Annotated in this window: 14 protein-coding genes; 5 read left to right on the top strand and 9 right to left on the bottom strand. The window is 67.3% G+C overall.

What is annotated here, in order from left to right; all coding sequences use genetic code 11:
- Window positions 1-88: 88 nt before the first annotated feature.
- Together murJ and ACFYW8_RS12770 are read right to left on the bottom strand one after the other, a co-directional pair.
- Window positions 89-2,323, bottom strand: a complete 2,235-nt coding sequence (gene murJ / locus ACFYW8_RS12775) for a murein biosynthesis integral membrane protein MurJ (protein ID WP_389071860.1) — start codon at window positions 2,321-2,323, stop codon at window positions 89-91.
- A gap of 46 nt (window positions 2,324-2,369) precedes the next feature.
- Complete coding sequence (locus ACFYW8_RS12770) at window positions 2,370-4,790, bottom strand: DUF6049 family protein (RefSeq protein ID WP_389071855.1); 2,421 nt, start codon at window positions 4,788-4,790, stop codon at window positions 2,370-2,372.
- Window positions 4,791-5,013: 223 nt separating this feature from the next.
- Between ACFYW8_RS12770 and ACFYW8_RS12765 the strand changes: the two genes are divergently transcribed.
- On the top strand, window positions 5,014-6,480 hold the full coding sequence (locus ACFYW8_RS12765) for a CCA tRNA nucleotidyltransferase (protein WP_389071850.1): 1,467 nt from the start codon (window positions 5,014-5,016) through the stop codon (window positions 6,478-6,480).
- A 105-nt stretch (window positions 6,481-6,585) separates the two neighbouring features.
- Here the strand turns inward: ACFYW8_RS12765 and ACFYW8_RS12760 are convergent, their stop codons facing one another.
- The 4 genes from ACFYW8_RS12760 to ACFYW8_RS12745 all read right to left on the bottom strand — a co-directional run bounded on the left by ACFYW8_RS12760 (window position 6,586) and on the right by ACFYW8_RS12745 (window position 10,345).
- Complete coding sequence (locus tag ACFYW8_RS12760) at window positions 6,586-7,083, bottom strand: hypothetical protein (protein WP_389071846.1); 498 nt, start codon at window positions 7,081-7,083, stop codon at window positions 6,586-6,588.
- A gap of 112 nt (window positions 7,084-7,195) precedes the next feature.
- Window positions 7,196-8,458 (bottom strand): MFS transporter, encoded by a 1,263-nt coding sequence (locus ACFYW8_RS12755; protein ID WP_389071841.1) that lies wholly within the window; start codon window positions 8,456-8,458, stop codon window positions 7,196-7,198.
- 77 nt (window positions 8,459-8,535) lie between these two features.
- Window positions 8,536-9,618: an inositol-3-phosphate synthase gene (locus ACFYW8_RS12750; RefSeq protein ID WP_351124268.1), complete on the bottom strand. Its 1,083-nt coding sequence runs from the start codon at window positions 9,616-9,618 to the stop codon at window positions 8,536-8,538.
- A 43-nt stretch (window positions 9,619-9,661) separates the two neighbouring features.
- Window positions 9,662-10,345 carry a PadR family transcriptional regulator gene (locus ACFYW8_RS12745; RefSeq protein WP_389071833.1) on the bottom strand — a complete coding sequence of 228 codons (684 nt, stop codon included), beginning with the start codon at window positions 10,343-10,345 and terminating at the stop codon, window positions 9,662-9,664.
- 374 nt (window positions 10,346-10,719) lie between these two features.
- Here ACFYW8_RS12745 and ACFYW8_RS12740 point away from each other — a divergent pair, with 374 nt between their 5' ends.
- Both ACFYW8_RS12740 and ACFYW8_RS12735 read left to right on the top strand, forming a co-directional pair.
- Complete coding sequence (locus tag ACFYW8_RS12740; RefSeq protein ID WP_389071828.1) at window positions 10,720-13,452, top strand: transglycosylase domain-containing protein; 2,733 nt, start codon at window positions 10,720-10,722, stop codon at window positions 13,450-13,452.
- Window positions 13,453-13,570: 118 nt separating this feature from the next.
- Window positions 13,571-15,079, top strand: a complete 1,509-nt coding sequence (locus ACFYW8_RS12735; protein ID WP_389071825.1) for a glycosyltransferase family 87 protein — start codon at window positions 13,571-13,573, stop codon at window positions 15,077-15,079.
- Between the two features lie 91 nt (window positions 15,080-15,170).
- Here ACFYW8_RS12735 and ACFYW8_RS12730 read toward each other — a convergent pair whose 3' ends face one another.
- The 3 genes from ACFYW8_RS12730 to ACFYW8_RS12720 form a co-directional block, all read right to left on the bottom strand.
- A complete protein-coding gene (locus tag ACFYW8_RS12730) occupies window positions 15,171-16,202 on the bottom strand; it encodes an alanine racemase (protein WP_365869356.1) in 1,032 nt (343 codons plus the stop codon).
- Between the two features lie 128 nt (window positions 16,203-16,330).
- Window positions 16,331-17,452, bottom strand: coding sequence for a peptidoglycan bridge formation glycyltransferase FemX (femX, locus tag ACFYW8_RS12725; protein ID WP_365869357.1), 1,122 nt, complete (start codon window positions 17,450-17,452; stop codon window positions 16,331-16,333).
- 163 nt (window positions 17,453-17,615) lie between these two features.
- Entirely contained in the window at window positions 17,616-17,927 is a 312-nt protein-coding gene (locus ACFYW8_RS12720) for a hypothetical protein (protein WP_365869358.1), read from the bottom strand.
- A 287-nt stretch (window positions 17,928-18,214) separates the two neighbouring features.
- On the opposite strand from ACFYW8_RS12720, the gene rpsF reads away from it, so the two are divergent.
- A complete protein-coding gene (rpsF, locus tag ACFYW8_RS12715) occupies window positions 18,215-18,505 on the top strand; it encodes a 30S ribosomal protein S6 (protein WP_261703747.1) in 291 nt (96 codons plus the stop codon).
- A gap of 77 nt (window positions 18,506-18,582) precedes the next feature.
- Complete coding sequence (locus ACFYW8_RS12710; protein ID WP_389071812.1) at window positions 18,583-19,194, top strand: single-stranded DNA-binding protein; 612 nt, start codon at window positions 18,583-18,585, stop codon at window positions 19,192-19,194.
- Window positions 19,195-19,204 lie beyond the last annotated feature (10 nt).

The raw sequence follows: 19,204 nt of genomic DNA, 5'->3' as shown, positions 1-19,204 counted from the left end.
CTGTCCGACGCAGAAACCAATTGTGCCCACAGTCCGACGCTATGCACGACACACGGCGACGGACGATGGTTGTGCGCGTACCCCCGACTCAGCGCCCCAGGCGCCCGCGGACCATTCCGACCATTGAATTGAGTTCTTCGATGCGCATCTTGCGCGCGGCGACGTAGAAGACACCGAGCAGGGCGATCGATCCGGCGACGAGCGCCGCGATCGAACCGATCACACCGTGTCCGAGAGCCTGGGTGATCGCGAAGCCTACGGCGCCGCCCACCACGGCGCCAGGGAGGGAGGCCAGGCAGAGACGCGCGTACGTGCGCAGCACGCGGGCGCCGTCCAGGTCGCCGCCGAGCCGCCTGCGCAGTCGCTGCCAGGCAACTCCGACGCCCACGGCGTATGCCAGTCCGTACGCGCCGGCCATGCCGACGACCGCCCACTGCGCGGGCAGCACCACGTAACAGACGGCCGACGCGGCAGCGTTGACGGCGGCCACGATGACCGTGTTGTAGAAGGGGGTGCGGGTGTCTTCGTAGGCGTAGAAGCCTCGCAGGACCACGTACTGCACCGAGAACGGGATCAGGCCGAGCGCGAAAGCCATGAGGACATAGCCCTGGGACTGCGCCGCCTCGACGCCGCTGGAGCCGAAGAGCAGGGTGCACATGGGGATGCCCAGGGCCACGAACATGAAGGCGACCGGGACGATCGCCACCGCGGAGGTCCGCAGACCCTGCGAGATGTCGTCGCGGACGGCTCCCGGGTCCCCGTCGTGGGCCGCTCGCGAGATCCGCGGAAGCATGGCGGCCATGACGGAGACCGTGATGATCGCCTGTGGCATGCCCCAGATCAGCTGGGCGTTGGCGTACGCCAGGATGCCCGCTCCGTCCTTGCCCGAGGCCTTGCCCGCCGCTGTCGCCAGCTGCGTGACGACGAGCACACCGGCCTGGTTGGCGAGAACGAAGAGCACGGTCCACTTGGCGAGCTTCACGGCCTTGCCGAGACCGTGGCCCCGCCAGTCGAAACGCGGACGGAACCGGAAGCCGGCCTCGCGCAGATACGGAACCATCGCCGTGGCCTGTACGACCAGGCCGAGCAGGGTGCCGATCCCCAGCAGACGGATGCCGTCCGGCGGGATGTTGGTCACCGTCATGCCGGAGTGGCGGGCGGTGCCGTAGACCCAGAGGAACATGCCGAACGTGAAGATCATGACGATGTTGTTGAGGACCGGAGTCCACATCATCGCGCCGAACTTCCCGCGGGCGTTGAGGATCTGGCCCATGACCACGTGCACGCCCATGAAGAAGATCGTGGGCAGGCAGTACCGGGCGAAGGAGACGGCCACGTTGTTCGACGCCGGGTCGCTCGCGATGGAGTCCGACATCAGCTGGATCAGCAGCGGCGCGATGAAGACCGCTGCGGTGACGATCACGCCGAGGGCGACCATGACGAGGGTCAGCAGGCGGTTGGCGTACGCCTCACCGCCGTCCTCGTCCTCCTTCATGGACCGCACGAGCTGGGGCACGAAGACCGAGTTGAGTCCGCCGCCGACGGTCAGGATGTAGATCATCGTCGGCAGGGTGTACGCGACGGTCCAGGCGTCACCGAGCGTGGCCGCTCCCAGAGCGGCCGTGATGATCATGGTGCGTACGAAGCCGGTGAGACGGGAAACCAGGGTGCCCGCCGCCATGACGGCACTGGACTTCAGCAAGCCGGAGGCACGGCCGCCGGACTTGGCCGGAGCGGCCGCGGGAGGCTGAGCGGCGGCCGGAGCCGGCTCAGGAGCCGGTGCCGGGACGGCGGGGGAGGCGTAAGCGTGACGGACGCCGCCCTGCTGCTGATCGCGGAAGAGGTGAGCGAAGGCGTCGGGCTCATGCTGCTCCTCGCCGGCCTGGGTGACCAGGTCGTCCACCCCCACGTACTGGGTGGTCCGGGCATCGTCCCCGTACGGCAGGTGGCGCGTCGGTCCGGCCGGTTCCGGAGGGGGCGTCTGCGCCCACATCCTCGGGTCGGGGGCGTACTGCGACGCGGGTGGCTGGGCGTAGAGCGGCTGCTGGGGGGCGTACGTTCCGGGCGCCGGCGGAGGGTGCGCGGCACGGTCGTAGAGCGCCTCCGCCACCGGATCCTGGGCGGAGAGGTCCTGCGCCCGGTAGGGATCCTGGTCGTAGGCGTCCTGGAGGTACATGTCCGCGGGAGACCCCGGCGGCATCTGAGCGGCTTCCGACATGCCCTCGGGGTAGCCGGAGCGACCCGCGGCCTGGTCCGGGTGGTCCTCGGGGTAGCCCGAGGAGCCCGCGCCCTGGCCGCGGTCACCGTCGTACGGCGCGTTCATGGTTGCCCCACCTCATCGTCCCCGGGCCCACCGGCCACGACATCGCTCAACGGTCCACTCTCTCACCCGTGCCGGACGGGTCGGCGCTTTCCGGTGCGGTGTCCGGTGTTGGGTCACTCGGGTGCTCCGGGTCGTCTGCCCCGGACTCCGAGCCAAAAGCCTGTTCGGGACCGGCCTCGGAGTCTTCGGTGGTGTCAGTGTCCACGGTGCCGTCCGTGCCCTTGCTCTCGCCCCCTCCCTCAGAACCGTTCTCCGCGTCCTCCTCGGCCTGCCGGGCGGCCGCGCGCTTACGCTGCGTGTACATCCGGAAACCGGCGAGCACGAGAAGCAGGACTCCGCCGCCGATGACGAGCATCACCGTGGAGGTGATCTCGGTGACCTTCACCTCGAAGGAAACCGGTGCTCCGTACGGCTGCCCGTCCTCCGTGTAGAGCTGGGCGATCACCTGCACCGGGCCGTTGGCCTTGGTGGACGTCGTGAACTTGACCGACTGACTGTGTTCGCCCGCGACCTGGATCGGCCGCTCGTCGTACGGGCCATTGCCGATCTTGAGCCGGGTGGGCTGCTGCGAAGTGAGGCGCAGCATCAGGTGGCCGACGCCTTGCACGAGGTTGTTCTGGACGGTCACGGGGATGGTGGCGCTGCGCCCGGAAAGCTTCGCGTCCGACTTCTTGATGAGGTGCACCAGGCCCATGAGGCTGTCGAGATACGTCTCAACGCCCTGCCGGAAGGCCGCCGCCTCAGTGGACCGACCGCGCCACGACGCTGACATCCCCCGGTCTATCGCCCGCCCGAACGGCGTGACCACACGGGACTCGTCGGTCAGGGTCATCCGGAACTTGTCGAGCTTGGCCTGTGTCGCCTGGATCCGCTCGAAGGCCGCGCGTGGCAGCTCCCGGTGGCGCAGTGACGAGGGGTACGAGGACGTGGGGGGCACCTTCGTGGTGGCGCCGGGATCCGGCTTGGCCTTGGCGGCCTCGATCAGACCCTGGGACTCCGACCAGTTCCCCTGCTGGAGCGCCCGCAGTCCCTCGGCCATCGACTGTGCCTGGCTGGCGGTGGGCATGCGCTGCGGAGCGACGACGATGCTGCGCGCGTCCTTCGACTCCTGGAGGTTGATCATCAGGCTCTGCGCGAGGAACTTCTGGACGGCGAGCGTGGAGTCGTCCGCCTTCATCATGTCGCCCTGGAACGCGGTCGACAGCCGCTGGTCGGCCACCACCGCCGTCGTTCCGCCGCCGATGGGGCGGGCGGCGCTGGGCGTGTAGGACAGGCCGCCCGTCTCGCGCAGGCTGTCGCTGCGGGCGATCACCTTGTCCGCGCCGGCCGACGTGGCCACCTTGACGATCGACGGGTCCACCGCACCGTCCGCCGGCCAGGCGAACTCCGTGTTCGGCTTCACGTGGACGATCGTCTCCACCGTGCCGGCCGCCACATCGGTGGCGTCCTTGAGGTGGCTCAGGGAACCGGTGACGTCCTTGCCGTGGTGGGCCAGCGACGCGAGGTCGGGGTCGGCGAAGGGGAGCGCTACGACGCTCTGGTCTCGGACCGTCTTCTCCAGCTTGTCGAGCCAGGCGTTGGCGACCGCCTGGTTCCTGCCGGCGATGGTCGTGCGGTTCTCCTGCTGGATCCGGTAGCCGCCCCGCATCGCGTCGACGGAGGCCAGCAGGTCCGGGTCGAGCACCCAGGTGACATCGAGCTGGCTGCCCAGCGACAGGAGCTGGTCCAGGCGCCCGCCCGGTGAGATCTCCTTGGCCAGGTCGTCGTTCTTGAAGACGGGCGTCTGCTGCGCGTCCGAACCGGTCTCCGCCGTGAGGTGGACGGTGGAGATGAGCGGCCAGAGGTACGTCGTCTTCGTCTTCGTGTCCGCTGCTGCGGGCTGCCAGGGCAGGAACGTCCGCTCGATACCGAGAACCTGGTCCCACGGCTGTGCGGTCGTCCGGCCCGTGAGCGAGACGCCGAGCTGGTAGACGCCGTCGGAGCCGAGGTCGAGGTCCTTGACGGGTACCGAGATGCTGAAGTGCTGCGAGCTGCCCGCGGCGAGTTCGGTGACCTTCGCGACATACTTGCCCCCGACCTCCAGCGCGTCGAGGCCCGGCTGGAAGCTGGTGCGCTTCGCGGCGGTGTCGATGGCGGAGCGGGTGTTCAGGGACGGTCCGACGCGGATGCCCACATGTCCGTCCGTGACCGTCTGCTTGCTCGTGTTGGTGACCGAGCCCGAGACCGTGATCGTGTCGCCGTCGGTGGGAACGCTGGGGCTCAGAGAGTCGAGGCTGATGTCGACGGGGCCGGAGGACCCCGTGGCGGCGGCCACGGCGGCCTTCTCCGCAGCCTGGGAGGGGGTGCTGAAGGGCAGCTGGAGCAGCCCGGCCAGCAACGGCGCCCCGGCCAGCAGTGCACCGCTGCGCCGGAGCCACCGGCGGGCAGGTGAGGGACTCGTCCCTTGGAAGTCTGCCGCCTCGGCCACGCGCTCGCCCGTCCCTCGTCGTCGTCAGTGGTCGTCGGAATGTGCGTCCAGGCATCGTAACGAGGTGCGCTGAGAGTAAGTGCCGCGGAGTGGTCCACAAGATCGGGGAAGGTGGCCGACTGTCCTGTATGTGCGCGTATTCTGCCCGCGAAAAAGATGTGGGCACGAGTGTGGGATTTATCCAGGCGCTCCCGGGGTGCTCGGCCACGTACCCTTTTCTGTTGTGCCGAACGCCAACGAAGACAATTCCAGTGCCCTGAGCCAGGTGCAGCGCCGCGCGGTGAGTGAACTGCTGCGGGTGTCTCCTGTCGCCGACGAGCTCGCCCGCTGTTTCCAGGAGGCCGGGTTCTCGCTCGCCCTGGTCGGCGGCTCGGTCCGGGACGCGCTCCTCGGCCGGCTCGGCAATGACCTGGACTTCACGACGGACGCCCGACCCGAGGACGTGCTGAAGATCGTCCGGCCCTGGGCGGACGCTGTCTGGGAGGTCGGGATCGCCTTCGGCACGGTGGGGGCGCAGAAGGATGCCCGCGTGGGCGATGCGGATCAGTCGTTCCAGATCGAGATCACGACCTACCGCTCCGAGGCGTACGACCGGACCTCGCGCAAGCCGGAGGTGTCCTACGGCGACTCCATCGAGGAAGACCTCGTGCGTCGTGACTTCACGGTGAACGCGATGGCCGTCGCGCTGCCGGAGAAGGAGTTCATCGACCCGTACGGCGGTCTGGACGACCTGTCCGCTCGCGTTCTGCGTACCCCGGGGACCCCGGAGGCGTCCTTCTCCGACGATCCGCTGCGGATGATGCGCGCCGCACGGTTCGCCGCCCAGCTCGATTTCGAGGTCGCACCCGAGGTCGTTGCCGCCATGACGGACATGGCCGGGCGTATCGAGATCGTCTCGGCGGAGCGGGTGCGGGAGGAGCTGAACAAGCTGATCCGGTCCGCCCACCCGCGCAAGGGCCTGACCCTGCTCGTGGACACCGGGCTCGCCGACCACGTGCTCCCCGAGCTTCCCGCGCTGCGGCTGGAGAGCGACGAGCACCACCGGCACAAGGACGTCTACGAACACACGCTGATCGTTCTGGAACAGGCGATGGCGTTGGAGGAGGACGGGCCCGATCTGGTTCTCAGGCTCGCCGCACTGCTCCACGACATCGGTAAGCCGCGAACGCGTCGCTTCGAGCAGGACGGGCGGGTCTCGTTCCACCACCACGAGATGGTGGGCGCCAAGATGACCAAGAAGCGGATGACGGCGCTCAAATACTCGAATGATCTCGTGAAGGATGTCTCACGTCTGGTCGAACTGCATCTGCGCTTCCACGGGTACGGCACCGGTGAGTGGACGGACTCCGCTGTCCGCCGCTACGTCCGTGACGCGGGTCCGCTCCTCGACCGTCTCCACAAGCTGACCCGCTCCGACTGCACCACCCGCAACAAGCGCAAGGCAGCCGCCCTCTCCCGTGCCTACGACGGACTGGAGGATCGCATCGCCCAGCTCAAGGAGCAGGAGGAGCTCGACGCGATCCGCCCCGACCTCGACGGCAACGAGATCATGGAGATCCTGGGCATCGGTCCGGGTCCCGCGATCGGTCAGGCGTACAAGTTCCTGCTGGAACTGAGACTGGAGAACGGTCCGATGGAGTACGACGCCGCGGTGACGGCGCTCAAGGAGTGGTGGGCCGAGCAGGGCTGAGGGGCAGTCGGGCAGCGATGTTTCACGTGAAACATCGCCCCGGGTGACGCGAAGGGCCGGTGTTTCACGTGAAACACCGGCCCCTGCTGTTGGTACCTCTGCGAGTTACTTGTTGGACCCAAGGCAGAGGGTGAAGGACTCCCCGGTTTCCTTCCACGTCAGCGTCGCCGTCGTATCCGTGACGTTCTGGCACGTCAGCGAGGGAAGCGAGGCGCCGTCCGCCTTCTTGAGTACCTTGTGCGTGGCCTTGGAATCGGCGCAGTCGACCTGGACGACATCCGGGTTGCTGCCGGTGCCCTTGTTGTACAGGCAGTCGCCCACGGCCAGCTTTTTGGCGTCGTCGTTGTCGTTGTTGATAACCCAGCCGCCCACGATGACGCCAAGGCCCGCCACGGCAAGGGCTATGCGCCCGTACTGGCGGAGGCCGCGCTTCGGGCGCTGCGGCGGGACGGCGGCGTACCCGGCGGCCGACTGCGGCGGGAACCCGGGCTGCCCCGGCTGCTGCGGGTATCCCTGCTGGGGCTGCTGGCCGTACGGGGCCTGGCCCTGGGGCGGCTGGCCCTGAGCGAACGGGTTCTGGCCCTGGGGCGGTGGAGTTGTCACTTGGGTCCCCCTGGAACATAGGCACGTGATGCGGAAGTAAGACGCACGTAAGTTATCGGGGCCCTCTGACAACGCAGTAGTCAGAAGTGGCTCTGTGGCACTGATGTGACACTTACTGGAGTTCAAAACGCCCCATAGCGACCGCAATTGATGCGTAGACCGTCGCCACGGTGACGACGAGGGCCACCGACCGTCCGTCAGGAGGCAGCATCAGAGCGGCTACTGCGGCCGCTCCGACGAAGGCGACGTTGAACAGGACGTCGTAAATGGAGAAGATCCGGCCGCGATAGACATCATCGACGGAGGACTGCACGATCGTGTCCGTGGCGATCTTCGCCCCCTGCGTGGTCACGCCCAGCACGAATGCGGCGGCCAGTGTGGGTATGGGGGCGAACGGCAGACAGAGCGCGGGTACCAGGACCGCGGCTGCGCCGGCGCAGACGGCGATCCAACGCCCCGGGCCCAGTCGTCCGGCCGCCCAGGGTGTCACCACGGCCGCGACGAAGAACCCGGCCCCCGAGACACCCACGGCCAGACCCAGGAACGCTAGCCCGTCGTCCGAGCCGGATGACCATGCGTAACGGCAGAGCATCAGCACCATGACGGTCAGGGCGCCGTAGCAGAAGCGCATCAGCGTCATCGTCAGCAGAGCCCAGGCCGCCTCCCGTCGTGGGCGCTCCGCAAGATGACGTACGCCGGCGGCAAGGCCTCGCGCGGTGCCGACGAGGGTCGTGGCCAGGTGGGGGTGGACCGGTTCCTGGTCAGGCCCGAGGAGTTCCGGGGCGATGCGCAGCGAGGCGAGGGCCGCGCAGAGATACAGAGCCGCTCCTACGAGGACCACCGCTGTGTCGGAGTCGGACAAGACCAGTCGTACGGCGAAAGCGAGAGCTCCGCCCATGGTCGCCGCGAGCGTTCCGGCGGTCGGTGAAAGCGAGTTGGCCAGTACCAGCCGGCCCGGGTCGACGACACGGGGCAGCGAGGCCGACAGCCCGGCCAGGACGAAGCGGTTGACCGCGGTGACGGAGAGGGCGGAGATGTAGAAGAGCCAGTCGGGTGCATGGCTCAGCATCAGGACGGCCGTCACACACGCCAGCGCCGTGCGCAGCAGATTGCCGTAGAGAAAGACCTGTCGGCGGCGCCATCGGTCCAGCAGGACCCCCGCGAAGGGGCCGATCAGGGAGTACGGGAGCAGCAGCACCGCCATCGCGGAGGCGATCGAGGCCGCCGAGGTCTGCTTCTCCGGTGAGAAGACCACGTAGGTGGCCAGCGCGACCTGATAGACGCCGTCAGCGCCCTGGGACAGCAGCCGTACGCCGAGCAGGCGTCTGAATCCCTGGAAGCGCAGGAGGACGCGCAGGTCACGCACGACGGCCATGGGGCACAGCCTCACATACGAGGAGGGTCCCCGGGCGGCAAGCCCGGGGACCCTCAACAGCAGGCACGAAATCGTGCTTAGCGCTCGACCTCGCCCTTGATGAACTTCTCGACGTTGGCGAAGGCCTCGTCGTCGAAGTACTGGACCGGCGGGGACTTCATGAAGTACGAGGACGCCGACAGGATCGGGCCGCCGATGCCGCGGTCCTTGGCGATCTTCGCGGCGCGCAGGGCGTCGATGATGACACCGGCCGAGTTCGGGGAGTCCCAGACCTCGAGCTTGTACTCCAGGTTCAGCGGGACGTCGCCGAAGGCACGGCCCTCGAGGCGGACGTACGCCCACTTGCGGTCGTCGAGCCAGGCCACGTAGTCCGAGGGACCGATGTGGACGTTCTTCTCGCCCATGTCGCGGTCGGGGATCTGCGAGGTGACGGCCTGCGTCTTCGAGATCTTCTTGGACTCGAGGCGGTCGCGCTCCAGCATGTTCTTGAAGTCCATGTTGCCGCCGACGTTGAGCTGCATGGTGCGCTCGAGACGGACACCGCGGTCCTCGAACAGCTTCGCCATCACACGGTGCGTGATGGTCGCGCCGACCTGCGACTTGATGTCGTCGCCGACGATCGGGACACCGGCCTCGGTGAACTTGTCCGCCCACTCCTTGGTGCCGGCGATGAAGACCGGGAGGGCGTTGACGAAGGCGACCTTGGCGTCGATGGCGCACTGGGCGTAGAACTTCGCCGCGGCCTCGGAACCGACGGGCAGGTAGCAGATCAGGACGTCGACCTGCTTGTCCTTCAGGACCTGGACCACGTCGACCGGGGTCTCGGCGGACTCCTCGATGGTCATGCGGTAGTACTTACCGAGACCGTCCAGGGTGTGACCGCGCTGGACCGTGACGCCCTTGCTCGGGACGTCGCAGATCTTGATGGTGTTGTTCTCGCTGGCACCGATGGCGTCGGAGAGGTCGAGGCCGACCTTCTTCGCGTCGACGTCGAACGCGGCGACGAACTCGACGTCACCGACGTGGTAGTCGCCGAACTGGACGTGCATCAGGCCGGGTACCTTGGCCGCCGGGTCGGCGTCCTTGTAGTACTCGACGCCCTGAACCAGCGAGGCGGCGCAGTTGCCCACGCCGACGATGGCTACGCGAACCGAACCCATTCCGGTTGCTCCCTGTGTGTATCGGTGAAACCCCGAATGGGCCTCACGTGGCGGTGTCGTCGGACGGATCCGGCCGGGTGCTGTCCCGGTGCCGGGGCAGGCCGCCCGTCTCTCCAGATGTGTTGTCCTGTTGAGCGGAGCCGTCGGTGGCGAGACGCTTGACGTCCCGTCCGGCTCGCTCACTCTCGATGAGCTCGTTCAGCCAGCGCACTTCGCGCTCCACGGACTCCATTCCGTGGCGCTGGAGCTCAAGCGTGTAGTCGTCGAGGCGCTCCCGGGTGCGCGCCAGCGAGGCGCGCATCTTCTCGAGGCGCTCCTCCAGACGGCTGCGGCGGCCCTCCAGTACGCGCATGCGTACGTCGCGTGACGTCTGCCCGAAGAAGGCGAAGCGAGCGGCGAAGTGTTCGTCCTCGTACGCGTCGGGACCCGTCTGCGCGAGAAGTTCCTCGAAGTGATCCTTACCTTCCGCCGTCAATCGGTAGACGATCTTGGCGCGACGTCCTGCGAGCGTTGCCGTCAGGGCGTCTTCGGGCGTGGATCCTGATTCCTCGATCAACCAGCCGTCGGTGACCAGCGTCTTGAGGCAGGGGTAGAGCGTTCCGTAGCTGAAGGCACGGAACACACCCAGTGACGTATTGAGTCGTTTGCGCAGCTCATAGCCGTGCATCGGGGACTCGCGGAGCAGGCCGAGGACAGCGAACTCGAGAATCCCGGAACGCCGGCTCATCGTCGCCTCCTCCCTGTCGCTGCCTCGTCGGCACGGCCTTTATGCCGTGCTGATGTATCGACTCGATACATCAGCACGATAGAACGACGTTGAGGATGCGACAAGAGGAAGCGGAGTGAACGGCGTCACATCACTGATTCATACGAAGCAAGTTGCCTGATTTGGGGTGAACTTAGGCGCTAGGTGGGTTTTGACGGTGCGTAGTCTGTGCGGCATGGACACCACCGGGAACCGAGTGACGTCTGAGAACGTCAACGTCTTTGGTGCAGTACGGGTGAATGCACGATCGACCGCATCCGTACTTCGGGGGGACCGGAAACCAGCCGCCGTTTCCAGGCGCGCAAAGGTGCGCCTGCCCGAGGAGTAATCGTTCGATGAGCGAGCACCGTCGCAAACCGCCGCAGCCGCAGGGCGGCGGACGTGCCGCGGCCCGGCGCGGCCAGCCACAGACCGGCCCGTCCGCAGGCCGCCGCGAGGCACCGCGAGACGCCACCGGCTCTCCTTCCGATTCCTATGACTCGGGGGGTGAAGAGAGCCCGTTCGGCAGCCGTGCCGAGGCACGGCGGGCGACCCAGCGAGGAAACGGCGGAGGCCGACGCAGAGCCGCCGACGGCGCGGGACACGGTGACCCAGGTGGAGGGGGTGGCCGACGCGGTGGTCCCCCGGGCCCGGGTGGGCCGGGCCGCGGCCGAGGCCGCGCCCCCGAGCCTGCCAGAAAGCGAATCATCGACTACCCGCGCGCCGGTAAGTACGGCGCCGCGCGCTGGGTGCCGTCCTGGAAGCTCGTGACGGGCCTGTTCATCGGCTTCTTCGGCAGCATGGTCGCTGCGGCGGGCGTCGCATACGCCCTGGTGGGCATCCCGGACATCGGCAAGACCGCCAAGGCGCAGAACAACGTCTACTACTACGCCGACGGCAGCGAGATGGTCGCCACGGGTGGTGAGGCCAACCGCCAGATCATCAGCTACGCGCAGATCCCCAAGGAGATGCGGTGGGCGGTCATGTCGGCCGAGAACAAGACGTTCGAGACCGACAGTGGCGTCGACCCGATGGGTATCGCCCGTGCCTTCGTGAACATGGCCAAGGGCGGTCAGACGCAGGGTGGCTCCACCATCACCCAGCAGTACGTGAAGAACGCGATGCTTCAGGACCAGTCGCAGACGGTCTCCCGCAAGCTCAGGGAGCTGTTCGTCTCCATCAAGGTCGGGGCCAAACTGCCCAAGGACCAGATCATGGCCGGCTACCTGAACTCCGCGTACTACGGGCGCAACGCCTACGGCATCCAGGCCGCGGCGCATGCCTACTTCAACAAGGACGCCACGAAGCTGGACGCGAGTCAGTGCGCCTTCCTTGCGGCGGTGCTCAAGGGCGCCACGTACTACGACCCCGCGGGCGCCCCGTCGATCGACCCGGCCGCCACGCAGGAGGCCAACCGCAAGCGTGCCGAGGCCCGCTGGGGATGGATTCTCGACGAAGAGGTCAAGGACGGCCGTCTGAGCCAGGCGCGGCGGAACGAGTTCAAGACGTTCCCCAAGATCCAGTCTCCGCGGTCCAACGCCGCACTGAGCGGGCAGGTCGGCTATCTGGTCGACCTGGCCAACACGTACCTGATCAAGAACAGCGACACGACCAAGATCACCGAGACCAAGCTTCGGCAGGGTGGATATCAGATCCACACGACCTTCGACAAGACGAAGGTCAAGGCGCTCGAGGCCGCGGTGAAGAAGGTGCAGAAGGCCAATATCAAGCCCAATCTGCGTCCGAAGAACGACAAGTACGTCCAGTTCGGCGGGGCGTCCGTCAACCCGGACAGCGGTGCGATCGAGGCCATCTACGGCGGTGTGGACGCGACCAAGCACTTCACCGACAACGCCGACCAGACCGGTGCCCAGGTGGGTTCGACGTTCAAGCCCTTCGTGCTGGCGGCCGCCATGTCCTGGGGTGCCAGGGACCCCAAGGGCGGTCCGTCCCAGGCGCAGGACGAGCGCACCGTCGTCTCGCCGAAGAGCCTGTACAGCGGGAAGAACGGGCTCAAGATCCAGGACTACAACAAGACCGACTGGACGGACGACAAGGGCAAGGAGTGGCTGCAGCAGAACGACGGCCATCAGTCCCTCAACCCGCCCACCTACAAGATCGACCTGCGTGAGGCGATGCGCGAGTCCGTCAACTCCGCTTATGTCCAGCTGGGCATGGACGTCGGCCTGGACAAGGTGAAGGACGCCGTCCTGAGGGCAGGCATCAAGGAGTCCAGTCTCGCCAGTTCCAGGTTCCCGTCGTTCTCCCTGGGTACCTCCTCCCCGAGTGCGATCCGCATGGCCGGCGCGTACGCAACCTTCGCGGCCAGCGGTAAGCAGCGGGATCCGTACTCGGTCGAGAGCGTGACCAACGCGGACGGCAACGTCTTCCAGCACGACCGTGTCGCGAAGACCGTGGAAGCCTTCACCGCGAAGGTGGCCGACAACGTCACGGACGTCCTGAAGACCGTGGTCGAGAAGGGCACCGGTACCAACGCCCAGCTGAAGGGCCGTGAGGTGGCCGGCAAGACCGGTACCACCGACGGCAACAAGTCCGCTTGGTTCGTCGGGTACACCCCGCAGCTGGCCACGGCGATCGGCATGTACCGCCTGGACGACGACGAGACCAACAAGAACCGCGAGTTCCTGCCGATGTACGGCACGGGTGGCGAGCAGACCATCCACGGTGCGTCGTTCCCGTCCCAGATCTTCCGGGACTACATGGAGGTCGCGCTCAAGGATCAGAAGGCGGAGCCCTTCCCGGTACCCGAGGACATTGGTGTGGTCCTCAACGACACTCCGAGCCCGTCGCCGACCCCGTCCGCCACGGTGAGCGAGTCACCGAGCCCGACGCCGAGTCCGACCCCCAGTGAGACCCTGACATCTCCTTCGCCCTCGGCGAGCGAGACGTGCAGGAAGTTCGACTGGAACTGCAGCAACAACGGTGGGACCGATACCGGCGGTACCGGTACAGGTGGCACCGACGGTGGTGTGAGCGCCTCGCCGACGGAATCCACCACCAGCTCTACCAGTAGAGGCAACGGCAATGGCAACAGCAGCGGAACCATCCTCGGAGGGTCGAACGGCTAGCCGCCTCTGTGTGTGTTTCACGTGAAACACACCGTTTTATGTGAAACGAGGGCCGCCGCACCGACAAGGTGGGGCGGCCCTCGGCCTATTCCCAGACGCGTACGGCAGGATGTGCGGCATGCCCAGTGCAGAGACGACGCGAGTGAGCGTGCACGAGCCGGAGTTGGTGCGGCCGACCAAGGATGACGAGGTCGCCGCCAGCGGCAGTGAACTGATCGGCGGCCCCATCGGGCGGCGGGCCCTGCCCGGGACGTCCTGGTGGACGCCCGTGAGGGTCGTCGCGCTGGTGGCGATCGGCATGTTTGTCCTCGGTATGGTCCAGAAGCTGCCGTGCTACGACGGTGGCTGGTTCTTCGGGGCCAGCTCGCAGTACACGCACGCGTGCTACTCGGACATCCCGCACCTCTACCAGGGGCGGGGTTTCGCCGACGGCCTTGTGCCGTACTTCGACAAGATCCCCGGCGACATGGACTACCTCGAGTACCCGGTGCTGACCGGTGTGTTCATGGAGGTTGCGGCCTGGCTCACTCCGGGCAGCGGGAGCATCCAGCACCAGGAGCAGGTCTACTGGATGGTCAACGCGGGGATGCTGATGGTGTGCGCGGCGGTCATCGCCGTATGCACCGCGCGCACCCACCGCCGTCGCCCCTGGGACGGCCTCCTGGTCGCCCTGGCGCCCGCCTTCGCCCTCACCGCCACGATCAACTGGGATCTCCTTGCCGTGGCTCTGCTGGCCGCCGCGATGCTCATGTGGTCGCGGGGCCGCGTCCTGGCCTTCGGCATCCTGATCGGGCTTGCCACGGCCGCCAAGTTCTACCCGTTCCTGGTTCTCGGGCCGCTCTTCCTGCTGTGCTGGCGGGCCGGCAAGTGGCGTGAGTTCGGTACGGCGCTGCTCGGTGCCGTAGGTGCCTGGCTGGCCGTGAACCTTCCGGTCATGTACTTCGCCCCCGAGGGCTGGGCGAAGTTCTACACCTTCAGTCATGACCGCGGCGTCGACTTCGGTTCGGTCTTTCTGTTCATCTCGCAGTGGCTGAAGATCGCGATCACGCCCGACACGGCCAATGCCTGGGCGCTGATCATGATGCTGATCATCTGTGCGGGGCTGAGCGTCGTCACGCTCACCGCCCCCCGTCGCCCACGCTTCGCTCAGCTCGCGTTCCTGATCGTCGCGGCCTTCATCCTCACCAACAAGGTCTACTCGCCCCAGTACGTGCTGTGGCTCGTCCCGCTGGCGGTGCTGGCCCGGCCGCGCTGGCGGGACTTCCTGATCTGGCAGGCGTGCGAGGTCGTGTACTTCCTGGGTATCTGGATGTATCTCGCGTACACGACCAGCGGGGACGCCCACAAGGGACTGCCGACCGGCGGATATCAAGTCGCCATCGCCGTCCACCTGTTGGGGACGCTGTACTTGTGCGCGGTGGTCGTACGGGACGTCTTCATGCCGGAGCGCGACGTGGTGCGCCGAGAAGGGGACGACGACCCGTCGGGCGGGCGGCTGGACGGTGCCGAGGACGTCTTCGTCCTCGGCGCGGCCGCACATCCGCCCCGGCACGCCGCGCACTACGACGGGCTCCCCCAAGTCGACTGGGGTGCCGAGGACGCGGCATCCGGAGACCGTTCGCTCTGAGCGAACAGAACGCGGAAGAGTCACGCGAAAGGCCGTACACGGTGTCCGTGTACGGCCTTTCCGGTGGACCTGAGCGCGTGGAGAGCGGGGGTCAGCGTTCGACGACGCGGTCGAACTGCGTGGTGGTGTGCCGCAGATGGGCCACCAACTCGTCACCGACCTTCGGCTCCGTGGCGTCGTGCGGCACGAAGAGGATCGAGACCTGCATGTGCGGGGGCTCGGCGAACCAGCGCTGCTTGCCCGCCCAGACGAACGGAGAAAGGTTCCGGTTGACGGTCGCGAGGCCGGCGCGCGCGACGCCCTTGGCCCGGGGCATGACGCCGTGCAGCGCCTTGGGGGCCTCCAGGCCCACCCCGTGCGACGTACCGCCCGCCACGACCACGAGCCAGCCGTCCGAGGCCGCCTTCTGCTGCCGGTAGCCGAAGCGGTCGCCCTTGGAGACGCGTGTGACGTCCAGGACGGCCCCGCGGTACTCGGTGGCCTCGTGGTCCCCCAGCCACAGCCGCGTGCCGATACGGGCGCGGAAGTGGGTCTGCGGGAACTGCCGCTGAAGTCGCGCGAGTTCATCGGCCTTGAGGTGGCTGACGAACATCGTGTGCAGGGGCAGACGGGCCGCGCGGAGGCGGTCCATCCAGCCGATGACCTCCTCGACGGCGTCCGAACCGTCGGTGCGGTCCAACGGCAGATGGATCGCGAAGCCCTCCAGCCGGACGTTCTCGATGGCGGAGTGCAGATGCGGCAGATCCTGCTCGCTCACGCCGTGCCGCTTCATCGAGGACATCACCTCGATGACGACACGGGCGCCCACAAGGCCGTACACGCCGTCGATGGACGACACGGAGCGGATGACGCGGTCGGGCAGCGGCACGGGCTCCTCGCCGCGCCTGAACGGCGTCAGGACCAGCAGATCGCCGCCGAACCAGTCCTTGATCCGGGCGGCCTCGTACGTGGTGCCGACGGCGAGGATGTCCGAGCCCAGACGGGTGGCCTCGTCCGCGAGCCGTTCGTGGCCGAAGCCGTAGCCGTTGCCCTTGCAGACGGGGACGAGCCCCGGGAACTGCTCGGACACCTGCTTGTGGTGTGCCCGCCAGCGCGCGGTGTCGACGTAGAGCGTGAGCGCCATGGCCGGTCCCGGAACCTTTCTTGTGGCTGCGGTGTATCAGGGGTATGAAACGGAATTGTCGCTGATTCGCGGGACCGATGGGGCGATGCCGGGCTGGTTCAGCGGCCCGGCATGCGATTCGGGGCGGCTCAGCGGCGTGACATGTAGATGTCGAGTGCCTTGTGGAGCAGCTTGTTGAGCGGGAAGTCCCACTCGCCGAGGTACTCGGCGGCCTCTCCGCCCGTGCCCACCTTGAACTGGATCAGACCGAAGAGGTGATCGGTCTCGTCCAGCGAGTCGGAGATGCCGCGCAGGTCGTAGACCGTGGCTCCCAGGGCGTACGAGTCGCGCAGCATGCGCCACTGCATCGCGTTGGAGGGCCGGACCTCACGTCCGATGTTGTCCGAGGCGCCGTAGGAGTACCAGACGTGTCCGCCGACCACGAGCATCGTCGCGGCCGACAGGTTCACGCCCTCGTGGCGTGCGAAGTAGAGCCGCATGCGGTTGGGGTCCTCGGTGTTGAGGGCCGTCCACATGCGCTGGAAGTACGACAGCGGGCGGGGCCGGAAGTGGTCGCGCACGGCGGTGATCTCGTACAGCCGCTGCCACTCCTCCAGGTCCTGGTAGCCGCCCTGGACGACCTCGACGCCCGCCTTCTCGGCCTTCTTGATGTTGCGGCGCCACAGCTGGTTGAAGTTCCGGTGGACCTCTTCGAGGGAACGGTTGGCCAGCGGCACCTGGAAGACATAGCGGGGCTGGACGTCGCCGAAGCCGGCACCGCCGTCCTCGCCCTGCTGCCAGCCCATGCGGCGCAGCTTGTCCGCGACCTCGAAGGCGCGCGGTTCGATGAAGTCGGCCTCGATGTCGCGCAGGCGCTTCACGTCCGGGTTCTGGATGCCGCCCTTGATGGACGTGGCTTCCCAGCGCCGGATGATCACCGGCGGACCCATCTTCACCGAGAAGGCGCCCTGGTGCTTGAGGTGCGCGAGCATCGGCTGCAGCCAGTCGTCGAGGTTCGGCGCGAACCAGTTGATGACCGGTCCCTCGGGCAGATAGGCGAGATAGCGCTTGATCTTGGGCAGCTGGCGGTACAGCACCAGGCCCGCGCCGACCATCTGGCCGGTCCTGTCGTCGAACCATCCGAGGTTCTCGGAGCGCCACTCGGCCTTTACGTCTGCCCAGGCGGGGACCTGCATGTGACTGGCCGCGGGCAGGCTCTGGATGTATGCCAGATGCTGCTCTCGGCTGATGGTCCTCAGGGTCAGGCTCATTCGGGGCGCTCCTCGGGCTGGTGTGTCCCCATGGGTACAGGGGCTCCGGCTCTCGCGCCGAAGCCTACTGCGCCCTGCGAGCGCCCCGACTGGCCGTATGGAACCTGGACCCCGCAGACGCGGCGTGGAGCGTCCCGAGGCCAGGGGAAAACGGACGTTCGACTCAGATCACACCACCGAAGAGGCCGCCGTGGGCCAGTCCGAGGTAGAAGCCGACGCCCGAGAGACCGAGTCCCACGATCAGTCCGAAGCGCTCTCGGGTCGTCTCGGAGATGAACTGGCCGTAGGCGCCGGCGAGGATCCCGACGAGGCCGGCCCAGGAGCTGAGCAGATGGAGGCTGTGGAACATCGACGTGGCGAAGGCCAGGACTCCGCACACCAGAGTCACCACGAGCAAGGTGTCCTGGAGCGGATGAGGCTTGCCGTCCGTGGCGAAGAGTGAGCCGGTCGTGCTGGGTCGCAATACCTGTGCCATAAGGCACCTCCTGCGGAAGGCGGCGCATCGTAGCGCCATACACACCCGATGTGTACAGATTGACGGCCAACCCGGTCGGATTTCAACCGGAAGCCGGTGTGCAGGTACTCTGTACCCTCTGCACCGGTGTCTGCCCAGGCTCAAAGCCAGGTCACGACAGGGATTGCCGCTCGGTTCGCCGATCGGCGGTCCGATTGTCAGTGGCGGCCGATACCGTTGCGTACGCATCACAACCCTCCTGCCACGGAACGACCGTGGCCGTTGAGTCCAAAGGAGGTGGGTTCCACATGCGTCACTACGAAGTGATGGTCATCCTCGACCCCGATCTGGAAGAGCGCGCCGTCGCCCCCCTGATCGAGAACTTCCTCTCCGTCGTCCGTGAGGGCAGCGGAAAGGTCGAAAAGGTCGACACCTGGGGCCGTCGTCGTCTCTCGTACGAGATCAAGAAGAAGCCCGAGGGCATCTACTCGGTCATCGACCTGCAGGCCGAGCCTGCGGTCGTCAAGGAGCTCGACCGCCAGATGAACCTGAACGAGTCGGTCCTCCGGACCAAGGTCCTCCGTCCCGAGACCCACTGAGCTCTCCAGCTCAGTTGATCTCGGGCATCGAGTAGCAGCACCAGCAGCCAGCAGCAAACCCGCCGAGAGGTTCCCCCATGGCAGGCGAGACCGTCATCACGGTCGTCGGCAATCTTGTCGACGACCCCGAGCTGCGCTTCACCCCTTCCGGTGCGGCGGTCGCGAAGTTCCGTGTCGCGTCCACCCCCCGCACCTTCGACCGGCAGACCAATGAGTGGAAGGACGGCGAGAGCCTGTTCCTGACCTGCTCGGTCTGGCGACAGGCGGCGGAGAACGTCGCCGAGTCGCTCCAGCGCGGCATGCGCGTCATCGTGCAGGGCCGCCTGAAGCAGCGGTCCTACGAGGACAACCAGGGCGTCAAGCGCACGGTCTACGAACTGGACGTCGAGGAAGTCGGCGCCAGCCTGAAGAACGCCACGGCCAAGGTCACCAAGACCACGGGCCGAGGCGGCCAGGGCGGCCAGGGCGGTTACGGCGGCGGTGGCGGTGGCGGCCAGCAGGGCGGCAGCTGGGGCGGAAGCTCCGGCGGCGCTCCGCAGGGCGGCGGCGCTCCTGGCGACGACCCCTGGGCGACCAGCGCTCCCGCTGGTGGCAACCAGGGCGGCGGCGGTGGCGGTGGCGGCTGGGGCGGAAGCTCCGGCGGCTCCGGCGGTTCCGGCGGCGGCTACTCGGACGAGCCCCCCTTCTAGGCCTCATGGC

It is taken from the genome of Streptomyces sp. NPDC002742 (assembly GCF_042888885.1).
In the GTDB taxonomy this organism is placed as follows: domain Bacteria; phylum Actinomycetota; class Actinomycetes; order Streptomycetales; family Streptomycetaceae; genus Streptomyces.
This window is presented reverse-complemented; position numbering and strand designations above follow the sequence as displayed.

Excerpts from the sequence above, each read along its gene's own strand:
- murJ (WP_389071860.1), bottom strand. The coding sequence starts at position 2,323 with ATGAACGCGCCGTACGACGGTGACCGCGGCCAGGGCGCGGGCTCCTCG.
- ACFYW8_RS12755 (WP_389071841.1), bottom strand. The coding sequence starts at position 8,458 with ATGGCCGTCGTGCGTGACCTGCGCGTCCTCCTGCGCTTCCAGGGATTC.
- ACFYW8_RS12750 (WP_351124268.1), bottom strand. The coding sequence starts at position 9,618 with ATGGGTTCGGTTCGCGTAGCCATCGTCGGCGTGGGCAACTGCGCCGCC.
- ACFYW8_RS12745 (WP_389071833.1), bottom strand. The coding sequence starts at position 10,345 with ATGAGCCGGCGTTCCGGGATTCTCGAGTTCGCTGTCCTCGGCCTGCTC.
- ACFYW8_RS12740 (WP_389071828.1), top strand. The coding sequence starts at position 10,720 with ATGAGCGAGCACCGTCGCAAACCGCCGCAGCCGCAGGGCGGCGGACGT.
- ACFYW8_RS12735 (WP_389071825.1), top strand. The coding sequence starts at position 13,571 with ATGCCCAGTGCAGAGACGACGCGAGTGAGCGTGCACGAGCCGGAGTTG.
- ACFYW8_RS12730 (WP_365869356.1), bottom strand. The coding sequence starts at position 16,202 with ATGGCGCTCACGCTCTACGTCGACACCGCGCGCTGGCGGGCACACCAC.
- femX (WP_365869357.1), bottom strand. The coding sequence starts at position 17,452 with ATGAGCCTGACCCTGAGGACCATCAGCCGAGAGCAGCATCTGGCATAC.
- ACFYW8_RS12720 (WP_365869358.1), bottom strand. The coding sequence starts at position 17,927 with ATGGCACAGGTATTGCGACCCAGCACGACCGGCTCACTCTTCGCCACG.
- rpsF (WP_261703747.1), top strand. The coding sequence starts at position 18,215 with ATGCGTCACTACGAAGTGATGGTCATCCTCGACCCCGATCTGGAAGAG.
- ACFYW8_RS12710 (WP_389071812.1), top strand. The coding sequence starts at position 18,583 with ATGGCAGGCGAGACCGTCATCACGGTCGTCGGCAATCTTGTCGACGAC.